The following is a 23,031-nucleotide window of genomic DNA, read 5'->3' as shown; positions in this document are numbered from 1 at the left end:
AGTGAATGGGTAGATTGATCTCAGTCAGGAGGCAGACATGGCACGATCAGCACTGGTATTGGGCGCATCAGGTCGCTTTGGACGCAATGCAGCACAGGCATTCAGGCACGCGGGCTGGGACGTGACAGAATTTGACCGCAGGTCCGATTCGCTGTCACAGGCGGCGCGCGGCGTGGATGTCATCGTGAACGGATGGAACCCGCCCTATCCCGATTGGGCGCGCGATGTGCCTGTGCTGACCAAGCGGGTGATAGATGCGGCCTCAGATACGGGGGCGACCGTGATTGTGCCGGGCAATGTCTACGTATTTGGCGAAGATACGCCGGGTCCATGGTCGGGCGGAACCCCGCATCAGGCCACCAATCCTCTGGGTCGGGTCCGGATCGACATGGAAGAGGCCTATCGCGCGTCGACCGTGCGCACCATCCTTTTGCGTGCCGGGGATTTCATTGACACCAATGCATCCGGAAACTGGTTCGATCAGGTCATGATCAAGCGTTTGTCGCGCGGTCGGTTCGTTTATCCCGGTGATCCGGAGGCGCCGCACGCTTGGGCCTTTCTGCCTGATCTGGCCCGCGCCGCCGTCGCGCTGGCTGAGATTCGCGAAGACCTCCCCCGATACTGCGATGTTCCATTTGAAGGGTATACTTTGACCGGGACGCAGATCGCTCAATCGCTTTCGCATGTCACCGGCCGGACGGTTGCAGTGCGGCGCATGAAATGGTGGCCATTGCAATTGGCCCGCCCATTCTGGCGCATGGCCCCTCATTTGATCGAGATGCGGTACCTCTGGCACGTGCCGCATCAACTGGATGGCGGCTATGTGAAAGAATTGCTGGGCTCGTTTCCCAAAACGAATTTGGAGGATGCCTTGCGTTCCGCCATTCCGCCCCAACGGGCCGCTTCATCGCCAACAACCGGGAACAGGGGCGAGGTTCTAGGGTAGGATTATGTCAACCCAGACCAGTCGATGCCTGCTGGCGCGTCGGGCACTGTCGTACAGCGTGTCACCTTCCACGGGCCAGACAATGCCGGTTTCCAAGATTTGCAGATCACTGGACGGCAACACATAGTCAACGCGCATTTCCCCGGTGGCTTTCCATTCGACTGTTGCTGATGAACCCGATGGGTCCTTTGGCATCGGGTCCTGCAACTGGGGATCGGTCAAAAGCGCGCGAATGGCCTGCTTGTGGCCTTCTCCGCGGGTCGGGTCGAGATTGGCGTCCGCAGCTATCACAAAGGGGCTTTGAGGAACTGGCCCCAGACCGCCATTCAGCAAAACCGACCACAGGCGAATCTCATCCCTGTTGCGCAGACCATTGCGATCTTCGGGGCCGTCAAAAACCGGTGGGGCAGCGTGAAAGGTCATCAGGCTGAAACGCCCATTCGGGGTTTCGATCGGAAGCACCCAATGCACGGTCGAGGACAGGCGCTGAATGTCGTGCGCAGCTTCAGACGGGAAGGGAAGGCCGTTTTTGCTTGGTAAAGTGGCCCCAGGCAGGTCTTTCCACCGCAGATCGGTGTAATCCTGAACGTCATCGGTCAGGATTTCGAAACGGGACAACACCGCCACCCCTCCGTGGCCGGTGAACTTTCCCCAGCCCTGCGCGTCGCCGGGACCTTGCGTTTGGCCATCGCCGTCCAGATCCAGCGGTGTTTCCAGCCCTGCATTTGGTCGGGCGGAAAAGTGATAGGGGAAATCCAGACCGGCATCGCGCAGTTTTTCGGACAGGGCGCTCAGGGCTGCGCCTTCCAGATCCCAGTCGATGCCTTGCAGGGCTATGACATCAGGTCGCGCGGCGGAAATGACCTCGACGACAGCCGCAACCTGCGCATCATCCCGCTGAATGTCGCGCAGCAGCAGGCCGGGGCCGTTTCTGCTGAGTTCAGTGTTGTAGGTGGCGATGCGATAAACCTCTGCCTGTGCCGAGAAAGGCAGCAGCAGCAAAGCAAGGGCGCGGATCATGCGGCTTGCGTTGTCTCGCTTGTCGAATAGGCGCGGCGCTTTTCCACGATCAGACCTGCGATGCGAAGCGTCGCCATGCCGCGCATGATCATGCTGGCGGGCAGGAAGGCCCAGGCGCACATGGTCCAGATCAGCGTCTGCGGATTGCTCAGCGAGATCGGGGCGACAACGCTGCTCATGAGCTTGATGACAGCGGGGATGACGAAGGGAAGCAGAACACCAATACAGATATTCAGGCGTCCGTCACGTTGCAGGCGGGTAACAACATCGCCGCCCTTGGTGGGATCAAACAGCGGTAGATTGGTCCACACGTTGAAGGCGCCATTGCCCGTGGGCCAGCCACGCACCTTGACCGCATAGGCAAAGCTGGCGACGGTGACCAAAGCAGCGACGTAGGCTACGCTGGCTGCGATCCGAACCAGTTCGATCAATGGCTGGCCCGCATCCAAGGGGAGCATCAGCACGATCAACCGAACCGGGGAATAGGGGAAGTCCGCGACATTCGCGACGGCCAGACCCACAGCGTAGGCAAACGTGGTCAGTTCAGTCGGTTCATAGGCGTTTTTGCAAACCAGCGTCAGAAAGGTGACCATCGACATCAACCCGACAAATCGCAGGCGGTTCACCGGTGGAGCATCGCGAAATTCAATAAAGCTGGGAAAGGCGGAATTGTACTCGGCGAACGTCAGGATGAACGCGAGAATCGCGAGGAAGACCAGAATCTCGGTCCCGTTCGTCGATGATACAGGCAGGTACAACGCGGGTGTCAGCACCATCAGTGCCACAAGTATTCCGCGTATCGCCGCCCCTGTTGTGCGCGCAATCACTATCCGAACCCTTTTTCAAACCGGATAAGCCGATCTTCGCCGACTTACATTCCAACTTGTTCCCATCGTCTCGAGTTTTGACGGATGCCTCTTTAGCGCCAACATGGACGATAAGCGGCATTTCGCTCAAGACAGGGTGCAGAAAACACGTGATTTCGGGCAAAATGATGGCGCAACTGGTGCGGGATTGCATCATTTTCGACGCAAATCCGACGTGTATCTCAAAGTGAGATCAAGATGTTGTGGTTCTGTGAAAATCAACCCCAAGAATGAGAGCGGGGCCGCCTTGGCGACCCCGTTAGGTTGTATGTCCAAAGAATCGGCTCGGGCCTTACACCCAGGGGCGGGCCTGACTTGCGTGATCCTCGAATTTGTCGATGTGGTGATTTTTCTCCATGGTCAGACCGATGTCGTCCAGACCGTTCAGCAGACAGTGCTTGCGGTGCGGGTCGATGTCGAATTCGATCACGACCCCGTCCGAAGTGGTGATCTGCTGATCTTCCAGGTGCACGGTCATGCGGGCGTTCTCACCCTTATGGGCGTCTTCCATCAGGATCGCGTGATGTTCTTCTTCGACCACGATCGGCAGGATGCCGTTCTTGAAGCAGTTGTTGAAAAAGATGTCGGCAAAGCTGGTCGAGATCACGACCTTGATGCCGAAATCCTTGATCGCCCATGGCGCGTGTTCGCGTGACGAGCCGCAGCCGAAATTGTCGCCGGCGACCAGAATTTCGGCCTCGCGATAGGCGGGCTTGTTCAGGACGAATTCTTCATTCTCCTGCCCGTCATCATGATAGCGCATTTCATCAAACAGCACGACGCCAAGGCCGGACCGTTTGATGGTTTTCAGATGCACTTTGGGGATGATCATATCAGTGTCGATGTTGATCAATGGCATCGGGGCGGCCACCCCGTGGACTTTTTCAAACTTTTCCATGTCTACACTCCTGCAGGAGAGGGCCGCGCCCGTGTCCTGCGATTAAGCTTCTTTCGCTTTGGTTGTTTCGTCCTTGGGTACGTTTTTCAAGAAGAGCGCCATGAACACCAATCCGAACCCGTTGAACAGCATCTCGATTCCCAGCAGGATACCCAGAAGGCTCAGCAAGGCGGCGGGTTCGCTGCTTGCGTAAGACCAGATGATACCTGCGAGGATGATCGACAAGATGCCCGAGATCATCGTGGGCCAGAAAAACTGTGTTCCTTTCATCTGGAACGACAGAATGACCCGTGCAATGCCGCCCGCCATGAACAGGATCAGCATCACGGTCGCCAGCGTCAGCGTTCCCTGTAGCGGGTGATCCAGAAAGGACCAGCCCAGGAACAGCATGACCGCGCCCATGATGAGTGACAGAATCTTGTTGCCGGTGCCTTCGACGGTGAAACCGCCGACCACCTGCAACGCGCCCGCAATCAGCAGTAGCGCACCGGTCACGACCGTTACGGCAAGCGAAGCCGCAATCGCATTGCCCAGCGCAAAGATGCCGAACGCTATCGATAGAAGCCCCAACAGGAGCCATTTAATCCAGTCACTCATGTCTTCAATCCCTCAAATATCTAGATATGAGGGCAGCTTACATCAATTCACGGACGTCTGTCAGCCGTCCCGTGATTGCCGCTGCGGCAGCCATTGCCGGGCTCAGCAGGTGTGTGCGCCCGCCGCGACCCTGACGGCCCTCGAAGTTACGGTTCGAGGTGGCGGCACAGCGTTCACCCGGTTGCAACTGGTCCGGGTTCATCGCCAGACACATCGAACAGCCTGCCAGACGCCATTCGAACCCGGCCTCTTTGAAGATGTCGGCCAGGCCTTCTTCTTCGGCCTGGGCGCGGACCAGCCCCGAACCAGGCACGACCATGGCGCGCATCCCGTCCTTGATCTTCTTGCCTTTCAGGATTTCGGCCGCGGCACGCAGGTCTTCAATACGTCCGTTGGTGCAGGACCCGATAAAGACGGTGTCGATTTCGACATCGCTCAGCTTCTGACCGGCTTTCAGACCCATATACTCGATTGACCGGCGGGCCGCCTCGACCTTGCCGCCTTCGAAATCCTCGGGGTGCGGCACGGTTGCCGTGATCGGCAGAACATCCTCGGGGCTGGTGCCCCAGGTGACGACGGGCGCGATGTCTTCGCCACGCAGGGTGATGACCTTGTCGAAATGCGCGTCTTCATCGGTATAGAGCGTTTTCCACCAATTCATCGCGGCTTCCCACTGCGCACCTTTCGGCGCATGCGGACGGCCTTTGACATATTCGAACGTGGTCTCATCCGGTGCAATCAGTCCTGCGCGTGCGCCGCCTTCGATGGCCATGTTGCAGACGGTCATGCGGCCTTCCATCGACAGGTTGCGGATGGCTTCGCCGCAATACTCGATGACATAGCCGGTGCCGCCAGCAGTGCCGGTCTTGCCGATCACGGCCAGGGTGATGTCCTTGGCGGTCACGCCCGGCTGCAATTTGCCGGTGATTTCCACCTTCATGTTCTTGGATTTCTTCTGGATCAGGGTCTGCGTGGCCAGAACGTGTTCGACCTCGGACGTGCCGATGCCGTGGGCCAGCGCGCCGAAGGCGCCGTGGGTGGCGGTATGGCTGTCGCCGCAGACAACGGTCATGCCGGGCAGGGTCCAGCCTTGCTCGGGGCCGACGATGTGCACGATGCCCTGACGGACGTCATTCACCGGGTAATAGTGAATGCCGAAATCCCGGGCGTTCTTGTCCAGTGCTTCGACCTGAATGCGCGATTCGGGGTTTTCAATACCGTTCACCCGGTCCGGTGTGGTGGGTACGTTGTGGTCCGGTACGGCGATTGTCTTTTCCGGTGCGCGCACCTTGCGGCCCGCCATGCGCAGACCTTCGAAGGCCTGCGGGCTGGTGACTTCGTGCACCAGATGGCGGTCGATATACAGCAGGCAGGTGCCATCATCGGCTTCGTGCGCGACATGGGCATCCCAGATCTTGTCATAGAGTGTTTTGGGGGACATCGGTCCTCTCCCGTATGTAATGAGAAATGGCTGGCGAGTTGGCTCAGGCGACGGGTAGGCGTGCCAGGACCGTGCGGGCAGCCCCAAAGAACCGTTCGCGCAGACGCGCGCGGTCTTCCAGATTCTGTTCTTGGGCCACATTGAGTCTCATGCGGTCCAGATATACTGCGCCCTTGCTGCAATCAAGGTTCAAAACCGGTGTCAGGCTTGCAACGCCCGGCGTTGCTGTCCAAGCTGCGGTGCAGGAGGCGCGCATGAACCAAGATCTGATCCCCGGCTCACTGTCTGACCTTTACAACAACATGGTCGCGGGGTTCTCTTCGGAATTTCAGGAACTGATAGAGTTGGTGATTACGCCGGGCTGGCGGCAGTATCAGTTGATCATCATCCTTTTTCTTTGGGCGCTGGCTTTCCTTCTGAAAACTCTGACACAGCCGCGATGGGATGCCTGGACGCGTGCCCGCACCGGATGGCCGAAATGGCGGCTTCGCATCATGGTGCAGATGATGCAGCGGCTGACACTGGTCTATTTCGTGCTGCTGTCCTGGTTCCTGTATCAGGTTATGCAGCATGTCACCTGGCCTTCGCGCAGTTACCTCATTGGGATCATTGCAACTCTGGCAACTGCGTGGCTGGCTATCGCATTGGTCGCGAGGCTTGTCCGCAACCGGACGCTGCGCCGGATATTCAAGTGGGCAATGTGGGTCTATGCAACGCTTGTTGCGTTGAATCTGACGGATGACGTGGCCGAATTCCTCGATGGGGTCGCGATTTCCGTCGGGGAACTGCACATTTCTGTGCTGGGCATTCTCAAGGCCATCCTGCTGATCGGAGTCCTGTTGACGCTGGCCCGCATCGGCACGCGCGCGGCCGAGCGTGGCTTGCAGAGCAATGACGACATCACCCCGTCCATGCAGGTGTTGTTGGCCAAGGGAATTCAGGTGCTGCTGTACGGTGCGGTCTTTCTGGCCGCGATCCGCACGCTGGGCTTCGATCTGACCGGCATAGCGCTGCTGTCGGGCGCAATCGGAGTGGGCATCGGGTTCGGCCTGCAAAAAGTGGTGTCGAACCTGATCTCGGGGATCATCATTCTGATGGACCGGTCGATCAAGCCGGGCGACGTGATCTCGCTGGGTGACACGTTCGGTTGGATCAACGCGCTGGGCGCACGCTATGTCTCGGTCGTCACGCGGGACGGGCGGGAATACCTGATCCCGAACGAGGACCTGATTACCAACCAGGTGGTCAACTGGTCGCATTCCGACAAATTCGTACGGTTGGATCTGGATTTCGGCACCAGCTATGAGGATGATCCCCACAAAGTGCGTGCAACCGCGATCCGGGCTGTAAAGGCGGTGACCCGCGTGCTGAGTGGCGGAAAACATGAACCGGTTTGCCATATCACCGGCTTTGGTGACAGCAGCGTGGATTACGTTCTGCGGTTCTGGATCAGCGATCCGACCAAGGGGCTGACCAATATTAGGGGTAATGTCTATCTTGCGCTATGGGATGCGTTTCAGGACGAAGGCATCTCGATCCCCTTCCCGCAGCGCGAGGTTCGGATTTTGCCCGAAAACGCAAACATGCAACAAATCGCAGAAGAGTGATCACCTGTGGACGGGGCCGGACGCGCTTTCATTGAAATGTTGCATTCCCCTTGTTACCTTATTAGTACCCCGGCGCCGGGGTTTGGCGGCGCGCAGCAAAGGAGGACTATGTCCTGTCTCTACATACACAGGCGGGTTTGCCCGCCGAAGACGGGGCCGGTGTAATGGCCCGCTCTCAGTCAATCAGCGACAAGCTGCTTGAGCGTATCCTTTCCTCACTTTCCGATGACAAGGCCGAAGACGTCGTGCAGATCAACCTGCAAGGCAAGTCGTCTGTCGCGGATCACATGGTGATTGCTTCGGGTCGGTCGACCCGTCAGGTCTCGGCCATGGCGGAAAAACTGACGGATCGCATCAAGCAGGAATTCGGTTTCACCTCGAAGGTCGAAGGCAAGGATGCCGGCGACTGGGTGCTGATCGATACGGGCGACGTGATCGTCCATATCTTCCGCCCCGAAGTGCGCGAATTCTACCAGCTGGAAAAGATGTGGCTGCCTCAGGGCGGCAGCGCCTCGGCGAACTGAGGCGCCATCCCGGCCCGTATTGAGGGGCCGGAGGCGAGAGAGATATGCGTATCAGCATAGTTGCGGTCGGGCGATTGCGCGCCGGACCGGAGAAATCCCTGCTTGATGATTACCTGACCCGCTTTGACCGGACCGGCCGTGGCCTGGGTCTTGGTCCTGCGAAGGTGATCGAGGTTGAAGACAAGAAAAACGCAGGCATGGGGGCCGAAGCCGCGTTGCTGCGCAAGGCGCTGCCCAAGGGCGCGGTGATCTGTACGCTGGACGAGCGCGGGCGCGTGATGTCTTCGCCCGATTTTGCCAGGAAACTGGGTGGTTGGCGCGATGCGGGGCGGCAGGATCTGGCGCTGATCATCGGCGGGGCCGACGGAATAGACCCTGCTTTGCGGGCAGAAGCCGACTTTTCCCTCTCGTTCGGGTCGATGGTCTGGCCTCATATGCTGGTCCGTGTGATGCTGGCCGAGCAACTGTATCGGGCCGCGACCATTCTGTCGGGCGGTCCCTATCACCGGGTCTGACATGGCGCAGCTTCTGATCGTTTACCACTCGCGCACTGGCGGTGCCCGGCAGATGGCCGAAGCGGCGGCTGAAGCAGCGCGGGGTGAGGCGGACACGAAACTCGTTCCCGCGGATCAGGCCGGGCCTGAAGATGTACTGGCCGCCGACGGCTACATCTTCTGCGCGCCAGAAAATCTGGCGGCGATTTCGGGCCTGATGAAGGAATTTTTCGACCGCTGCTATTACCCGGTGCTGGGAAAGATCGAAGGTCGCCCTTATGCGCAGATGATTTGCGCCGGATCGGACGGACAGAATGCCGCCCGCCAGATTGCCCGGATTGCCACTGGCTGGCGGTTGAAAGAGGTTCAGCCTCCGTTGATCATCTGCACCCAAGCACAAACGCCCGAGGCCATTTTGGCCCGGAAAGCCATTCCGGAAGATGAACTGGATCGGTGTCGCGAGATCGGTTCCGCGCTGGGTGCGGGTCTTGCCATGGGGATATTCTGAAGGTTAGTCCAATTTGACCAATGTGGTGTCTTCATTCCAGCCATGCACATTGCACCGCGCCTGAATCTGCACCTGCGAAACGCTTTCCGGAATGACCACGCCACCAAGCGAGCGTGTAAAAGGCTGCTCGGTCTCATGCGGATGGTGCAGCACACGCATTCCCAGCTCATTCCCGTCCATGTCCAGAACGCGCCAGCCGTCGGCGTAATGATCCCAGCCTGTATCGGGATGCCGGATCGTCACGTCGAACCGCCATGTGTCACCTGTGGCACTGGCGCGGACCTGTTCGACTGTCGGCGGGTCGGCAAGGGCTGGGGCAGCCAGAAAGGCACTGAGAATCACATATCGCATGGATCGAACGTACGGTGTAACGCGGCGCATGGGGATCACGTCTCTGTGTTTGAGGTTTGGGCCATGAGGATCGCGCGGGACTGCGATGCAAACTCGCGGCGATACAGGACACCGAATGTGATCATCGTGCCCAAAACCAATGCCATCGGCCCAAGAAACCATGCCAGCGAAGCAAGGGCGAAATAGGTGGCGCGGAGACCACGGTTGAAGCTTCGGGCGGCGGTCACGCAGATCTCGGCCGCCTGACCGGCCCGAGGATAGGCGTTCGGGTCTTCGGGGTCGTTGGGGACCGAGGCCATCAACACGGCGCAGTAGCCAAAAAGACGATGTGCCCAGACGTATTTCAGAAAAGCATTGGCCAGCAGCAGGACGACGACAAGAATCTTGATTTCCCAGACCATCGCCGGAGCGCTGCCGATGGCAAGATCCGTAGCCACCCCGGCCAATCGCTCGGTATTGCCCAACAGGGCCAGGCCACCCCCGATGGCAATCATCGTGGTTGAGGCGAAAAAGGTACTGCCTTGACGCATGGCGGCCACGACCTGAGCGTCGAACATGCGTGGCTGGCGCGTCACCATCTCGTGCATCCAGCCGCGGCGGTAGCCATCCATCACAAGGGCGACGGACGGCTTTTGTGGTGACGGGTGTTCGATCTTCCATCCGATCCACAGCCACGCACCCAGCAATATTGCGATGGCAGCATAATCCAGAGGGGAAAACAGGGCGGCACGTTCGATCCAGGTCATGGTGCGACAGTACGATCGGAGATCGGAACTTGCCAGTGCGGTAAATTGGTAATATTATTTTACCAAAGGGAGGGACGCCATGGAAATGCCAAAGCCAAGCCCGGACGTACTGAACCGGAAAGGCGCGATCGTTTCGCGGCTGTCGCGGGTTCTGCCAGATACGGCAATTATCCATGATCCGGTTGAAACCCGAGCCTATGAATGCGATGCCCTGACGGCTTACAAATGCCCTCCGATGCTGGCCGTGCTGCCGTCGAGCACGCAGGAAGTCTCGGACGTTTTGCGCATTTGCCATGAAGAAGGCGTGCCGGTCGTGCCGCGCGGTGCGGGTACGTCGCTGGCCGGCGGGGCGTTGCCGACGGCCGATTGCGTCATTCTGGGCGTCGCGCGGATGAATGAGGTGCTGGAAGTTGACTATGACAACCGTTTCATCAGGGTGCAGACGGGGCGCACAAATCTGAGCGTCACCGGTGCGGTCGAGGAAGAAGACTTCTTCTATGCGCCGGATCCGTCTTCGCAACTGGCCTGTGCCATTGCCGGCAATATCGCGATGAATTCAGGTGGTGCCCATTGCCTGAAATATGGTGTGACAACGAACAACCTTCTGGGCGTGACCATGGTGATGATGGATGGCAGTGTTGTCGAGATCGGCGGCGCGCATCTGGATGCGCCCGGGCTGGACCTGTTGGGCGTCATTTGCGGCTCGGAAGGTCAGTTGGGCGTGGTGACCGAAGCGACACTGCGCGTTCTGCGCAGACCCGAAGGCGCCCGGCCGGTTCTGATGGGGTTCGACGATAACGAAGTGGCGGGCCGGTGTGTCTCGGACATTATCAAATCGGGTATTCTGCCGGTTGCGATCGAGTTCATGGACACGCTGTGCATAAAAGCATGCGAAAACTTTGCGCATGCCGGATACCCCGACTGCCATGCGCTGTTGATTGTCGAAGTGGAAGGGTCTGAAGCGGAAATCGACCATCAGCTATCGAAAATCATCGAGATCGCCAAACGCCACAACCCGGTCGAACTGCGAGAAAGCCAGTCTCCCGAAGAAAGCGCAAAAATCTGGCTTGGTCGGAAATCGGCCTTCGGCGCCATGGGGCAGTTGAACGATTACATGTGCCTGGACGGTACGATCCCGGTGTCGGCCCTGCCGACGGTGCTGCGCCGCATCGGTGAGTTGAGTGAAGAATTCGGTCTGCCTGTCGGGAACGTTTTTCACGCAGGGGACGGGAACATGCATCCGCTGATCCTTTTCGATGCCAACAAACCGGGTGATCTGGAAAAATGCGAGGCATTCGGGGCCGAAATTCTGAAACTATGCGTGGACGAAGGCGGTTGTCTGACCGGTGAGCATGGCGTGGGCATCGAGAAGAGGGATCTCATGTCGCATCAATATGCCCCTGTCGATCTTGAGGCGCAGATGGCGGTCAAAGATGTGTTCGACCCCAAGTGGCTGCTGAATCCTGCGAAAGTTTTCCCTTTGGATGTGTCTCGGGCGCGGCGCATTGCGGCGGAGTAAGGGGGCTCTGCCCCCTTGCCCCCGGAGTATTTTGGAAAAGATGAAGCAAATGAGACCTGAGACGGAAGCTGAATTGGCCGAACTTGTGGCCGGGCTGAGCGGTCCGGTGCGGATTGCCGGAGGTGGTACGCGCGGTGTGACCGGGAGGGAGCCCGAACTGAAGGTATCCGGGCTGAGCGGTATTACCCTCTATGAACCCGGGGCGCTGACACTTGTGGCAAAGGCGGGTACACCGCTGGCTGAGATTGAGGCGGCGTTGGATGGGGAAGGGCAACAACTGGCCTTTGAACCGATGGATCACCGGGGTTTGCTGGAGACTCGGGGTGAGCCGACGATTGGCGGTGTTGTGGCGGCCAACATCTCGGGCCCGCGGCGGATTCAGGCCGGGGCGTGCCGGGATTACCTTTTAGGAGTGCGCTTTGTCGACGGGCGCGGGCAGGTGATCAGGAACGGCGGGCGGGTGATGAAGAACGTCACCGGCTACGATCTGGTCAAGCTGATGGGTGGGTCTTGGGGCACTTTGGGCGTTCTGACCGAGGTGTCGTTGAAGGTGCTGCCCAAGCCGGAGCGAAGTTCAACCCTTTCCGTTGCAGTCTCAGACATCGGCGTTGCTGTGCGGGTTCTTTCGGCAGCACTGAAATCTCCATTTGAGGTGACGGGCGCGGCCTATGACCCAAATCTTGAAAAAGCCTTGATTAGGGTCGAAGGTTTTGTGGATTCGGTTGCATATCGGACAAGCAGATTGACAGCTGAGTTGGAAGGTTTTGGGGACGTTGCTGAGGAAAGCAAGTCCGAGGCGCTTTGGGCTGGAATACGTGACGTTCACCCATTTCAGGGCAAGGAGGGGGACGTCTGGCGGCTTTCGGTAAAACCGGGTGACGCGGCGGAGATTTCGGCGCGCGCCGAAGCGGATCAAGCGCTGTTTGACTGGGGCGGTGGTCTTGTTTGGCTGCGGGTCCCGGCTGGCACGGATGTGCGTGCCCGGCTTGGTGCGTTTTCGGGTCATGCAACTTTGGTACGATCTGACCACGCGACGTTCGGAAAACTGGGGCGGTTTCATCCGGAATCCACATCAATATCGGCTCTGACAAAGGGCTTGCGTGCGAAATTTGATCCGCGCGGTTTGTTCAACCCAGGACTGATGGGATAGGGCGATGCAGACAAAATTCACGGAAAAGCAATTGCAAGACCCGGCCATCCAGCGCTCGAACGAGATTCTGCGCAACTGCGTCCATTGCGGATTTTGCACGGCCACGTGCCCGACATATCAGGTGCTGGGAGATGAGCTCGACAGTCCGCGTGGGCGCATCTACCTGATCAAGGACATGCTGGAAAACGAGCGTGTGCCCGACGAAAAGACGGTCAAGCACATCGACCGCTGCCTGTCCTGTCTGGCCTGCATGACCACCTGCCCGTCAGGCGTGCACTATATGCATCTGGTCGATCATGCGCGCGAATACATCGAGGCAAACTACAAGCGCCCGCTGACGGATCGTGCGTTGCGTTGGGTTCTGGCGCAGATCCTGCCCTATCCCATGCGATTCCGTTGGGCCCTGATCGGGGCCAGGCTGGGCCGTCCTTTCCGGTTCCTGATGCCTGATGCCCGGCTGCGCGCGATGTTGGACATGGCGCCCAAGCATATCCCGCCTGTCAGCCGCAACGATGATCCGCAGAGTTTTGTGCCCGGCGGCGAACGAAAAATGCGGGTGGCGCTGATGACGGGCTGCGCGCAAAGGGCGCTGAACACCGATATCAATGACGCCACGATCCGCCTGCTGACTCGATTGGGGTGCGAGGTCGTGATCGCCGAAGGTGCCGGGTGTTGCGGAGCTTTGACCCATCACATGGGCAAGGTGCAAGACAGTCATATGGCGGCAAAAGCCAATATCAGAGCCTGGAAACGGGAAATGGACGGTGAGGGGTTGGACGCCATAGTCATCAATACCTCCGGCTGTGGCACCACCGTGAAAGATTATGGACACATGTTTCGCAATGACCCGCTGGCCGAAGATGCGGCGCGTGTGTCTGCAATCGCCATGGATATCAGTGAACTTCTGATCAAGTTGGATCTGCCGACGGGCGAAAACCAAAACCTGACCGTCGCCTACCATGCGGCCTGTTCGTTGCAGCATGGGCAGAAGATCAAATCCTATCCCAAAGATTTGCTGAAACACGCGGGTTTCTCGGTTGTCGAACCCGCCGACAGTCATTTGTGCTGCGGCAGCGCGGGAACGTACAACCTGATGCAGCCGGAAATATCGGGCCAGTTGAAACAGCGAAAAGTCAGAACACTTGAGGCGAAAAAGCCTGATATCATTGCCGCCGGCAATATCGGGTGCATGATGCAGATCGGTTCTACTACGCAACTGCCGATTGTTCATACGGTAGAGTTGCTGGACTGGGCGACGGGCGGGCCAAAGCCACCGGCCTTGCACAGAACAGGCAACGCCGTTCCCGTCCTGCGGTGAATCGTGCTGATGCCAGCGCGCATCATTTTCCAGGGAAATACCTTTGGTGCCTGACCGCCCTATTTTCGCCCAACGCGGCACGTAGGACAAAAGCTTCGAAGTGAGTCTCGGAGAACCGCGTGCGCAACTGGATCAAGGCGATCGTGCTCTGTGTCTTGCCATTGGCGGCCACGGCGCAGGACACCGGGCTGGAAAGCCTGGATACGTCGGATTCCGGGCGCGAGTGGATGGCTGTCGGGCGGTTGGATATCGCCGGGGCAGGGTTTTGCACCGGAACGCTGGTGTCGCCGACCCTTGTACTGACTGCGGCGCATTGCCTGTTCGACAAGAGATCCGGTCAACGGATCAACCCCGCAGATATCGAGTTTCTGGCCGGGTGGCGTTTGGGACGTGCGTTGGCGTATCGGACCGCGCGCCAGGCTGTGATCCATCCGGATTACCAATATGGCGTCGATTCTACGGCCGACCGGGTAAGTGCGGACGTGGCTTTGATCGAGCTGTGGCAGCCGATCCGTAATACCGCGGTAATTCCATTTGAGTCGGGCGATCAGCCCAAACGCGGCGCTGAAGTGGGCGTTGTGTCTTATGCGCATGACCGGTCAGAAGCTCCGTCTCTGCAACAGGTCTGCTCGGTCATGAACCGGCAGGCCGGGGTTTTGGTCATGTCCTGCGATGTTGATTTCGGGTCTTCGGGGGCACCGGTTTTTTCTTTCGCGGGCGCGCGTCCTCAGATCGTATCGGTGGTAGCGGCCAAGGCCAGCATGGACGGCCAGAGTGTTGCAATCGGAACCGCGGTTGAGCATTCGCTGCAATTGCTGCGTGACGAGCTTTCTGCGGGGCGGGGATTTGGGCTTTCCTCGTCCGGATCGGGAGCGAACAAGAACATAGGCGCAAGGTTCATTCGACCATGATGAGAGTCTTCTGGAGCCTGTTATTGGGCCTGAGCGTCCTGGCGACAGCACCGCATGCGCAATCCAACAAGCGTATGCTGACTGACCGAGAGGATCTTTTGGGTTGGGAGGCTGTCGGACGGCTGGATGTCCGCGATGCCTCGTATTGCACCGGTACGTTGATCGCGCAGGACATGGTGCTGACCGCGGCCCATTGTGCGGTGGATCGTCGTACCGGGAAGACTTACGTGCCCGAAGACATCACGTTTCGTGCAGGCCTCAGCAACGGCAACGCCTTGGCCGAACGTCAGGTCACGCAAATCGCGGTTCATCCCAGCTATGGTTCGCAGAACCCGCTTTCGCACGAAGGTGTCCAGTTGGACGTCGCACTGATGCGGCTGAACGAGCCTATTCCGTATTCGGTCGCCGACCCCTTTGCGCTTCACAGCGGCCGTGTTCCGGGCAACGAGATCAGCATTGCCTCGTATGGGCGGGGCCGGTCCGAGGCGATCACCCGAGAACGGTCGTGCCGTATCATCGACCGCAGGCAGGGGCTGATCACCTTTGATTGCGACATTACGTTCGGGTCTTCCGGGTCTGCAATTCTGGCGAAAAACGGTGCGCGCTGGCAGATCCTGTCCGTGGTTTCGGCGGTAGGGACAAACGGCCGCAGAAAGGTGGGGTTTGGTATGGAGCTTGACGGGATAGTCGCAGAACTCAAGGCCATCATGCGGCGCGACGCACCTCGGCCCAAGGCGTCGATCCGACGGTTGCAGGTCGGGTCCGGCAAGTCAGAATCCGGTGCCAAATTCATCCGTTCCGGCGGGGGTTGAACTCGGCGAAATCGCTACCCATGTGATCAGTATCGGACCGCCTGAACGGGGTCCGGTGTTTGGTATTGCCCGTCCGATGCGAGGGCACTGATCACAAATCGCTCAAGAATGAGGATATGACACATGCGTACGTTTGATTTTGCACCGCTGCACCGCGCCACCATTGGCTTTGACCAGATCGCCGACATGATGGATCGCGTTCTGACCAACGATGGCGCCCAGCCCAGCTATCCACCTTACAACATCGAAAAAACCGATGTCGACACCTACCGAATTTCGGTGGCCGTTGCCGGTTTTTCGGAAAACGACCTGACCGTAGAAGTGAAAGAGAATTCACTTGTCGTGTCAGGCAAGAAAGCCGCTGAAGACAAAGAGCGCACCTATCTGCACCGTGGCATCGCCACCCGCGCGTTCGAGCGTCGGTTTGCCCTGGCGGATCATGTCCGCGTCACCGGTGCGAGCCACGAAAACGGTATGCTGAACATCGAACTGAAGCGCGAGGTTCCAGAGGCCCTGAAACCGCGCCGGATCGAGATCACCTCGGCCAAAGCCATCGAAAAGGATGTGGTGGACGCCAAAGCCGTGAACTGAGGCTTCTGACTATCCCGTGGCAGTCCACTCCTCCCGGGCTGCCGCATCACACGCCCCGCGTTCCTCCAGACGCGGGGCGTTGTGTTTTGGGCATGCGCGAAAATTGGTTCCCAGCAAATTATCCGCCTGATAGTCTTGGGTATTATGGAAAGCCGACCAAAACGTCGACTAGCAGCTATCCTGGCAGCCGACATCGCCGGCTACTCAAGATTGGTTGGTCTGGACGAAGAAGGTACCATCGCAAGACTTCGCCTGATCCGCAGCGAAGTCATAGAGCCGGCGATCGCCCGGCATTCAGGACGTATCGCGAACACTGCTGGAGACAGCTTTGTGATCGAATTTCGCAGCGCCGTCGATGCGGTTCATGCCGCCGTGGAAATTCAGGCCGAGCTTGCAAAGAGAAATGCGGGAACCGATCAGGATAGCGTCATCACGCTTCGGATCGGACTGAATGTCGGCGATGTGGTTTCGAACGGGGATGACATCCTTGGCGACGGCGTGAACGTTGCCGCGCGGCTCGAGGCACTGGCAGACCCCGGTGGTATCATTGTTTCACAATCCATCGTCGATTATGCGCGCAACAAAGTGCCTTACGATTTTGCTCCGATCGGGCCACAGAACGTCAAGAACATCGCAGACCCGGTTCAGGCCTTTCGCGTGGAAGCGGAAACTTTGCCTTCCCCGCGAAAAAGCCGCACGAAGAGGAAATCCCGCTGGCTGCCACTGTCGGCTCTATTGGTGATGTTGGCGGTCGTTGGGCTTTTTCTGACGAAACCGTGGAAGACCGGCCAATTGCGTGCCTCAGAGGCGCAGATGGTTTACCCCTTGCCGGATCTACCTTCCATCGCAGTGTTGCCGATTGCGAATTACACCGATGACGCGTCCAAGGACATGCTGATCAACGGTATCTCTGAGGATTTGATCACGGACCTGTCCCGAATATCCGGTTTGTTCGTCATCGCGGGCAACTCATCCTTCGCATACCGCGACAGAAACATAGATATCGCACGTTTTGCCGAAGAGCTGGGGGTTCGTTACGTCGTTGACGGCAGCGTGCGACGTGCGGATGAAGATTTCCGGATCAATATTCGCCTGACCGACACATTGAACGGGCGATTGATCTGGGCCGAAAGACTCGATGGTGCGATTGATGACATCTTTGAGGTACAGAAAACCATTGTTCTCGCAATTGCTCAGGAGCTGGATCTTCCACTCGACCCTCAAAGCCGGCAGGCCATCGAAAGCGTGGAAACCCAGACCATTGCAGCACGCGAAGCCTTCCAACGCGGGTGGGAGTTGTATTCGCAGTTCAACGAACAGGACAACCTTGCGGCAATTCCCCATTTTGAAAAGGCCGTGGAACTGGACCCGGATTATGGGCGTGCCTGGGCGACGCTTGCCCTGGCGCATTTGCGACCGCACATCTTTCATCATTGGAATGGGTTCGCAGGGTCAGGCGCGCAAATGCACATTGGCCTGTTTTTCAAGTATTACCGGGATGTGATAGAGCAGGACACCGCCCTGGTGCACGTCATCCGGGCTATTGTCAGTCTCAGTCTTCCGGATTGGAACAGTACCGAAGGGGTAGGCCGGGGGACGGAAGACGCCAGACGAGAAGCAGCGAAAGCCATTGCGCTGCAACCCAGTGACCCCGAGGCGCATCTGACGATGGGATGGGCCTTGATTGCAGCGGGTGAGCCCGAGGAAGGACTGGCCTTTGTGCAGGCCGCGACCCGGCTGGATCCCAATTATCCCAGCCACTACGCGCTGTTTGAAGCGGCGGCTCTGTACGCATTGAATGACCTGACGGGCGCAGCAGATGTGATCGAGAAAGAGTTGAACAGAAACCCTCAGGCAACCGAGCTGATGCCATTTGCAGCCTCGGTTCTGGCCCTGAATGGAGATCGCCGTGCGGGCAGGGCCATCATCGACCGATGGCAAAAGGGCAAGCATGCCGGTGTCATACAGGACGCTGTTCAGAATTACCTTTTTATCATCCACTGGGTCGGAGAAAACCAGCATCTGAACGCCCGGCTGAACGATGGGCTTCGTCTGGCGGCGTTGCCTCCGGAAAAAACCATAGCAAGTCTGAGGGCAGATCTGTCACGGGGGGATGCCAAAGATCAGAGGACGGCAGCCCAATCACTGGCCCTGTTTGGTCCCGAGGCAGAGCCAGCGGTGCCGGAATTGATCGCGCTTCTTGAAAGCCCGTCGGTGTTTGTCCGGAAAGAGGCAGCAATTGCATTGGGGAAAATAGGTGGCGCGGCGTCGTCTGCATTGCCCGCGCTGGAAGCGATGGTGGACGGTTCGTTGCAGGGAAAGTTCGCGGCCCGCGCAATCGAACAAATCCGGGACAAATCCGCAGACTAGCCGTGTCACCGTCGACTGGGCCGCCGCTATACACTTGTTTTTACAACGACGCGATCGCGTTTCCGGATGCGGGGTCTCTGCCCGCCGCAATGGGACAGAGACCGTATTGGATCAGACCGACATGCAGACGTATTTCATCTCCAGATAGTCTTCCATGCCGTGATGGCTGCCTTCGCGGCCCAGACCGGATTGCTTGACGCCGCCGAACGGGCCCAGCTCGGTCGAGATGATGCCGGTGTTCACGCCGACGATGCCGTATTCCAGCGCCTCGGCCACCTTGTAGACGCGGCTCAGGTCCTTGGCATAGAAATACGAGGCCAGACCAAAAATCGTGTCATTGGCCATGGCGATCACGTCGTCTTCGTCTTCGAACTTGAACAGCGGGGCCAGCGGGCCGAAGGTTTCGTCCTGCGCCACCAGCATGTCCTGAGTCACGCCGGTCACGATGGTTGGCTGGAAGAACGTGCCGCCCAGATCATGGGGCAGGCCGCCTGTCAGAACCGCGCCGCCCTTGTCGGTCACGTCCTTGATATGTTCTTCGACTTTGGCGACCGCGTCGGCATTGATCAGCGGGCCGGTGGTGGTGCCTTCGGTCAAACCGTCGCCGATTTTCAGCGCTTCCACTGCCGCTTTCAGTTTGGCCGCGAACGCGTCATAGACACCGGCCTGCACATAGATTCTGTTCGCGCAGACGCAGGTCTGACCGTTGTTGCGGAACTTGCACAGCATCGCGCCTTCGACGGCGGCATCCAGATCGGCATCATCGAACACGATGAACGGCGCGTTGCCGCCCAGCTCCATCGAACACTTCATGACCTGATCTGCCGCCTGCCGCAGCAGAATGCGCCCCACTTCGGTCGAGCCGGTAAAGGTCAGCTTGCGCACGCCGGGGTTTTCGCAGAACTCCTTGCCGATCTCACTGGCCCGGGATGAGGGCACCACGTTGAACACACCCGCGGGCACGCCGGCCTGTTCCGCCAGCAGCGCAAGTACCAGCGCCGACAGGGGCGTTTCGGTGGCCGGACGCGCCACAAAGGCGCAGCCGGCGGCCAAAGCCGGGCCTGCCTTGCGGGTGATCATGGCATTGGGAAAATTCCAGGGCGTGATCGAGGCCGCAACGCCGATTGGCTGTTTCATCACCATGATCCGCTTGTCGCGCTGATGGCCGGGAATGGTCTCGCCATAGACACGCTTGGCCTCTTCACCGAAGAACTCGATGAAAGACGCGCCATAGCCGATCTCACCGATGGCCTCTGCCAGGGGCTTGCCCTGTTCAGCGGTCAGGATTTTGCCCAGATCCTCGGCGTTTTCCATCATCAGATCGAACCAGCGCCGCAAGATGGCTGCACGTTCCTTGCCGGTCAGCTTGGCCCATTCTTTCTGCGCGGCTTCAGCCTGCGCGATTGCTCCGGCGACCTGAGCGCGGCTGACGTCTGCCACCTCGGCGACCACATCGCCCCGAGCGGGGTTTGTGACTTTGAACGTGCCATTGTCACCGTCTACCCACTGACCGCCGATATAGGCTTTGGTTACAAGCAATTCGGGGTTCTTCAGAATTGACTTCAGATCGGTCGTTGCGTCCAGCATGATAAGCCTCCGGCGTGAATTGGGTTGCGCGCACCCAATCAGGTGATGTCTCAATTGTCTATGGCCACTCTGGATGTGGAATCAATCCAGATTTGATCAAAAATTTACTTAACAAGTTAATCTAATGAAGTCACTCGATATCTGTTTCTTTCATTCGGCGGTCTCGCCTTTCCTTTTGCAAAGGAGTTTGTCAAAGTCTGGGTGAATTTTGAGGCCCAGGGGATGTAAATCGGTGTAACATTCCCTATCTTATTGGGTAAATAAAGAAAAAGAGGACAGCAGAGATGTCGAACCAGCAATTCGAAGCGTTGATAGAAGAGACTCAAGCCAAAGTGCGTGAAAGCCAGTCTCAGATCGAAGGGCTGACTTCGCGCATTGAAGCGGCGCGCGCCAAGATCGGCACGGCCGAGGCGGATATCGACATCGAAAACGCCACGCTTGAGGATGTGCATGCCCATACCGAGGTGATGAACGCCAATATTGCCGAGCTGATTATGGGCTTGGATGATGTTACCAGTGCGTTTTCGAAGGATTTCGACGAGATGCGCTCGAAATCCGGGTGGGAGACGTTTGTCGGTATCTTCTCAAAAGGTAAATCCGAGTCGATGCGGCAGGAGCGGATGCGCACCGCTAATATCGACGACAAGTTGCAGGACCTGATCGCCAAGTCCGACGTGATCGTGAAGCTGTTGGAAGGCCAGCTTTCCGTTCTGGAAGAACAGCGCGTGAAGGTTGAAGAAAACCTGACCGGTACGCTGGACGACCGCGAGGCCACTGTGGCTGAGCTGGAAGCGCTGCGGGCTGAGATTCAGGGCATGGACCCGACGATCATCACGCTGGAAAACAAGATCAGCGTTGAACAGGACGCCGCTGCGCGGACGCAGTTGGAAACCGAACTGGCCGAGCTGAACAAGCAATACAACGCCAAGGTTCAGGAAGAGCAGGTCAAGCTGGCCAAAAGCCAGACGCTGGAGCGCTATATCGAAAAGGGCAAGACCTGGGTCGACTCCCTACAGAACCAGGCGGCGACGCAGATGGTGTTGATCAACAAGCTGCAGACAGACACGCAACAGCGCGTGGTGCTGTATGACGCCCTGACCAAGTCGTTGAAAACCGCCCAACAGCAGGACGTGGCCCACCGCATCAACGAGATCGGCGTGCAAACGGACCAAGAGGCGCAAACCGCCATGGCCGCCATCGGCACCGCGACCAACCAGAAAATGGCCGACATGCTTGAGGCGCATGAGGACCACATGGTCTTCGCCCGCGACGTGCTGGAGAAAAAGGCCAAGGCGGATGAACGCTTTGCGCGCCGGTTTGCCTCGATTGTCGAGAAGCATGATAAGAATTTGTATGGCGGGTGAGGCGCTTCAGTGACGTTCCGTTCCAAAGGCAAGCCAAAAGGAATACGCTACAGGTTCAGGATAGGGATTCTCTTTGTTGTTTTTGGCGGGTTCCTGACTTTGCTTCTTCTGACAGCTGATTGGATGCCAGACCATTTGGTGATCAAACTTGTGCTGATCGTGGGTGTTCTTCTGGCAACGTTCTGCCTCTGCGTATTGTTCGCCAACGGTCTGATCAAACTTGAACAGCTTGATGAGAAGTTATTCGGCCACCGACAAAGAAAAGAGCGCGTGGATAATGACTGACCCCACCCAAGACCATGTCGGCCTGACCGACACTTTTGCCTCGCGCCGCTATTTCCGCAAATTCGAGGTGATCACCGTCCACCTCCTGCGCGTGGCCGCGACGATGGAGGCGGAGGGTGCGATCTCGAAACAAGAGGTGCGGATCGTGTCGCGCTACCTCTCGGGGTTGCTCTACACCTTCCGCGCGCTCTCCATGAAGTATCTGCTGGTCGGGCGCGATACGGGGCGGTTCTTTGGCAGCCTCGCCATGGACAAACGTGACAGCGGGTTTCCGGTGGCGGCCGAGTTGCTGACCATGGCCAATGACGCGCAGCAGGCGCAGGTGCATCTGGCAAACATGCCCTCGGAAGAGGACCTGAAAACCGACATGGTGCGAACGATCATCGGCGATCAGGAAATTCCCACCAAGCTGCAATTTGCGCTGTCCCAAAGGCTCTATTATGAGGAATTGCTGAAAGGTCAGCTGTTCTGGGCCCGTAATGATCCCGAGTGCCACTGGATCGGAAATGAGGGGGACCGACGCAAATTCCTGATCCACTGGGCGGTCTATGACAGCCAGATCAACCTGCCCGTCATCTATCTGATGCAGCTTGAGGACAGCGGCAAAACTGCCCTGCCCAAGGATCAGCGCCGCTGGCCCGAGGTTCAGGCGCATCTGATGGCGCAAGCGCTGGGTGGGTTGAAACTGGTGACGATTGCCAAAGGCTTCGATCAGGATTTCGACGACCTGCATCCCAAACACCTGCGCCGCATCCATGTGGGTCCGATGTATTCCTCGGCCTATACCGAGCAATCCGGCCCCCTGCGGCAGGTGCTGGAGGACGCGCAATCTCCGCAAGGTCAGGATTGGGCACTGGCCTGGACCACCGAAGAACTGGAGAGCGAAGAGGTGATCGAAGAGCGCTCCGGGTGGTTCTCGACCGTCGAGCGCGAGATTTTTGCGCTGGACCCGTTCGGCGGACAGGGGGCCGAGACCGGGGCCACGCGCACTCAGCGCTCGATCATCCTGCCCCAGCGTCCGTTTCAGGTGCTGGCCGAGCGCAACCCGCCGGGTTTTGCCGATGTGCGCAAGTTCGTCGTCAGCAAGACCGGGCAGGTGTTGAGATATTGAATTTTTCGCCTCCGG

24 protein-coding genes are annotated in these 23,031 nt (G+C 58.5%); 15 read left to right on the top strand and 9 right to left on the bottom strand.

Annotation, left to right across the window (positions count from 1 at the left end):
- Positions 1-37: 37 nt before the first annotated feature.
- Positions 38-946 (top strand): Rossmann-fold NAD(P)-binding domain-containing protein, encoded by a 909-nt coding sequence (locus AC2FFD_RS12050; protein ID WP_496873156.1) that lies wholly within the window; start codon positions 38-40, stop codon positions 944-946.
- Here the strand turns inward: AC2FFD_RS12050 and AC2FFD_RS12045 are convergent.
- From AC2FFD_RS12045 to AC2FFD_RS12020, 6 genes are all read right to left on the bottom strand, one after another.
- A complete protein-coding gene (locus tag AC2FFD_RS12045; protein ID WP_170345732.1) occupies positions 938-1,966 on the bottom strand; it encodes an endonuclease/exonuclease/phosphatase family protein in 1,029 nt (342 codons plus the stop codon). The two genes, AC2FFD_RS12050 and AC2FFD_RS12045, sit on opposite strands and share 9 nt — an antisense overlap.
- A complete protein-coding gene (locus AC2FFD_RS12040; protein ID WP_170345731.1) occupies positions 1,963-2,793 on the bottom strand; it encodes a hypothetical protein in 831 nt (276 codons plus the stop codon). Before AC2FFD_RS12040 ends, AC2FFD_RS12045 begins: the two co-directional genes overlap by 4 nt.
- 331 nt (positions 2,794-3,124) lie before the next feature.
- The gene (gene leuD, locus AC2FFD_RS12035; RefSeq protein WP_170345730.1) at positions 3,125-3,730 is read right to left on the bottom strand and encodes a 3-isopropylmalate dehydratase small subunit; all 606 of its coding nucleotides are present in this window, start codon (positions 3,728-3,730) and stop codon (positions 3,125-3,127) included.
- A 42-nt stretch (positions 3,731-3,772) separates the two neighbouring features.
- Positions 3,773-4,327: an HdeD family acid-resistance protein gene (locus AC2FFD_RS12030; protein ID WP_170345729.1), complete on the bottom strand. Its 555-nt coding sequence runs from the start codon at positions 4,325-4,327 to the stop codon at positions 3,773-3,775.
- A gap of 37 nt (positions 4,328-4,364) precedes the next feature.
- Positions 4,365-5,768: a 3-isopropylmalate dehydratase large subunit gene (gene leuC / locus AC2FFD_RS12025; protein ID WP_496873155.1), complete on the bottom strand. Its 1,404-nt coding sequence runs from the start codon at positions 5,766-5,768 to the stop codon at positions 4,365-4,367.
- Between the two features lie 43 nt (positions 5,769-5,811).
- Positions 5,812-5,907, bottom strand: coding sequence for an isopropylmalate isomerase (locus AC2FFD_RS12020; protein WP_224857982.1), 96 nt, complete (start codon positions 5,905-5,907; stop codon positions 5,812-5,814).
- Positions 5,908-6,022: 115 nt separating this feature from the next.
- Between AC2FFD_RS12020 and AC2FFD_RS12015 the strand changes: the two genes are divergently transcribed.
- From AC2FFD_RS12015 to AC2FFD_RS12000, 4 genes are all read left to right on the top strand, one after another.
- Positions 6,023-7,375, top strand: coding sequence for a mechanosensitive ion channel family protein (locus AC2FFD_RS12015; RefSeq protein WP_496873154.1), 1,353 nt, complete (start codon positions 6,023-6,025; stop codon positions 7,373-7,375).
- Positions 7,376-7,539: 164 nt separating this feature from the next.
- Positions 7,540-7,899 carry a ribosome silencing factor gene (gene rsfS / locus AC2FFD_RS12010; RefSeq protein ID WP_217358180.1) on the top strand — a complete coding sequence of 120 codons (360 nt, stop codon included), beginning with the start codon at positions 7,540-7,542 and terminating at the stop codon, positions 7,897-7,899.
- 44 nt (positions 7,900-7,943) lie between these two features.
- Positions 7,944-8,414 (top strand): 23S rRNA (pseudouridine(1915)-N(3))-methyltransferase RlmH, encoded by a 471-nt coding sequence (gene rlmH / locus AC2FFD_RS12005; protein WP_257599796.1) that lies wholly within the window; start codon positions 7,944-7,946, stop codon positions 8,412-8,414.
- A gap of 1 nt (position 8,415) precedes the next feature.
- Positions 8,416-8,901, top strand: coding sequence for a flavodoxin family protein (locus AC2FFD_RS12000; protein WP_496873153.1), 486 nt, complete (start codon positions 8,416-8,418; stop codon positions 8,899-8,901).
- A gap of 3 nt (positions 8,902-8,904) precedes the next feature.
- Here AC2FFD_RS12000 and AC2FFD_RS11995 read toward each other — a convergent pair whose 3' ends face one another.
- Positions 8,905-9,282, bottom strand: coding sequence for a hypothetical protein (locus AC2FFD_RS11995; RefSeq protein WP_496873152.1), 378 nt, complete (start codon positions 9,280-9,282; stop codon positions 8,905-8,907).
- A 5-nt stretch (positions 9,283-9,287) separates the two neighbouring features.
- On the bottom strand, positions 9,288-9,998 hold the full coding sequence (locus tag AC2FFD_RS11990; protein WP_496873151.1) for a DUF599 domain-containing protein: 711 nt from the start codon (positions 9,996-9,998) through the stop codon (positions 9,288-9,290).
- Positions 9,999-10,077: 79 nt separating this feature from the next.
- On the opposite strand from AC2FFD_RS11990, the gene AC2FFD_RS11985 reads away from it, so the two are divergent.
- The 7 genes from AC2FFD_RS11985 (at position 10,078) to AC2FFD_RS11955 (ending at position 18,669) form a co-directional block, all read left to right on the top strand.
- Positions 10,078-11,517, top strand: a complete 1,440-nt coding sequence (locus AC2FFD_RS11985) for an FAD-linked oxidase C-terminal domain-containing protein (RefSeq protein WP_496873150.1) — start codon at positions 10,078-10,080, stop codon at positions 11,515-11,517.
- 49 nt (positions 11,518-11,566) lie between these two features.
- Complete coding sequence (glcE, locus tag AC2FFD_RS11980) at positions 11,567-12,667, top strand: glycolate oxidase subunit GlcE (RefSeq protein WP_496873149.1); 1,101 nt, start codon at positions 11,567-11,569, stop codon at positions 12,665-12,667.
- 4 nt (positions 12,668-12,671) lie between these two features.
- Positions 12,672-13,985, top strand: a complete 1,314-nt coding sequence (glcF, locus tag AC2FFD_RS11975; RefSeq protein ID WP_496873148.1) for a glycolate oxidase subunit GlcF — start codon at positions 12,672-12,674, stop codon at positions 13,983-13,985.
- Between the two features lie 119 nt (positions 13,986-14,104).
- Complete coding sequence (locus AC2FFD_RS11970; protein ID WP_170345718.1) at positions 14,105-14,896, top strand: trypsin-like serine peptidase; 792 nt, start codon at positions 14,105-14,107, stop codon at positions 14,894-14,896.
- Entirely contained in the window at positions 14,893-15,708 is an 816-nt protein-coding gene (locus AC2FFD_RS11965) for a trypsin-like serine peptidase (RefSeq protein WP_480685625.1), read from the top strand. The genes AC2FFD_RS11970 and AC2FFD_RS11965 overlap by 4 nt, the downstream gene beginning before the upstream one ends.
- A 123-nt stretch (positions 15,709-15,831) precedes the next feature.
- A complete protein-coding gene (locus AC2FFD_RS11960; RefSeq protein WP_170345716.1) occupies positions 15,832-16,299 on the top strand; it encodes an Hsp20 family protein in 468 nt (155 codons plus the stop codon).
- 144 nt (positions 16,300-16,443) lie between these two features.
- On the top strand, positions 16,444-18,669 hold the full coding sequence (locus AC2FFD_RS11955) for a tetratricopeptide repeat protein (RefSeq protein ID WP_496873147.1): 2,226 nt from the start codon (positions 16,444-16,446) through the stop codon (positions 18,667-18,669).
- A 111-nt stretch (positions 18,670-18,780) separates the two neighbouring features.
- Here AC2FFD_RS11955 and AC2FFD_RS11950 read toward each other — a convergent pair whose 3' ends face one another.
- Positions 18,781-20,256 (bottom strand): NAD-dependent succinate-semialdehyde dehydrogenase, encoded by a 1,476-nt coding sequence (locus tag AC2FFD_RS11950; protein ID WP_257599804.1) that lies wholly within the window; start codon positions 20,254-20,256, stop codon positions 18,781-18,783.
- A gap of 284 nt (positions 20,257-20,540) precedes the next feature.
- Between AC2FFD_RS11950 and AC2FFD_RS11945 the strand changes: the two genes are divergently transcribed.
- The 3 genes from AC2FFD_RS11945 to AC2FFD_RS11935 are packed head-to-tail and all read left to right on the top strand — an operon-like array spanning position 20,541 to position 23,016.
- Positions 20,541-21,620, top strand: coding sequence for a coiled-coil domain-containing protein (locus AC2FFD_RS11945; RefSeq protein WP_170345713.1), 1,080 nt, complete (start codon positions 20,541-20,543; stop codon positions 21,618-21,620).
- 9 nt (positions 21,621-21,629) lie between these two features.
- The gene (locus AC2FFD_RS11940; RefSeq protein WP_170345712.1) at positions 21,630-21,905 is read left to right on the top strand and encodes a hypothetical protein; all 276 of its coding nucleotides are present in this window, start codon (positions 21,630-21,632) and stop codon (positions 21,903-21,905) included.
- Positions 21,898-23,016 carry a hypothetical protein gene (locus AC2FFD_RS11935; RefSeq protein ID WP_480638563.1) on the top strand — a complete coding sequence of 373 codons (1,119 nt, stop codon included), beginning with the start codon at positions 21,898-21,900 and terminating at the stop codon, positions 23,014-23,016. The genes AC2FFD_RS11940 and AC2FFD_RS11935 overlap by 8 nt, the downstream gene beginning before the upstream one ends.
- Positions 23,017-23,031 lie beyond the last annotated feature (15 nt).

The sequence above is a fragment of the Ruegeria sp. YTSC002 genome, from assembly GCF_059609845.1.
This window is presented reverse-complemented; position numbering and strand designations above follow the sequence as displayed.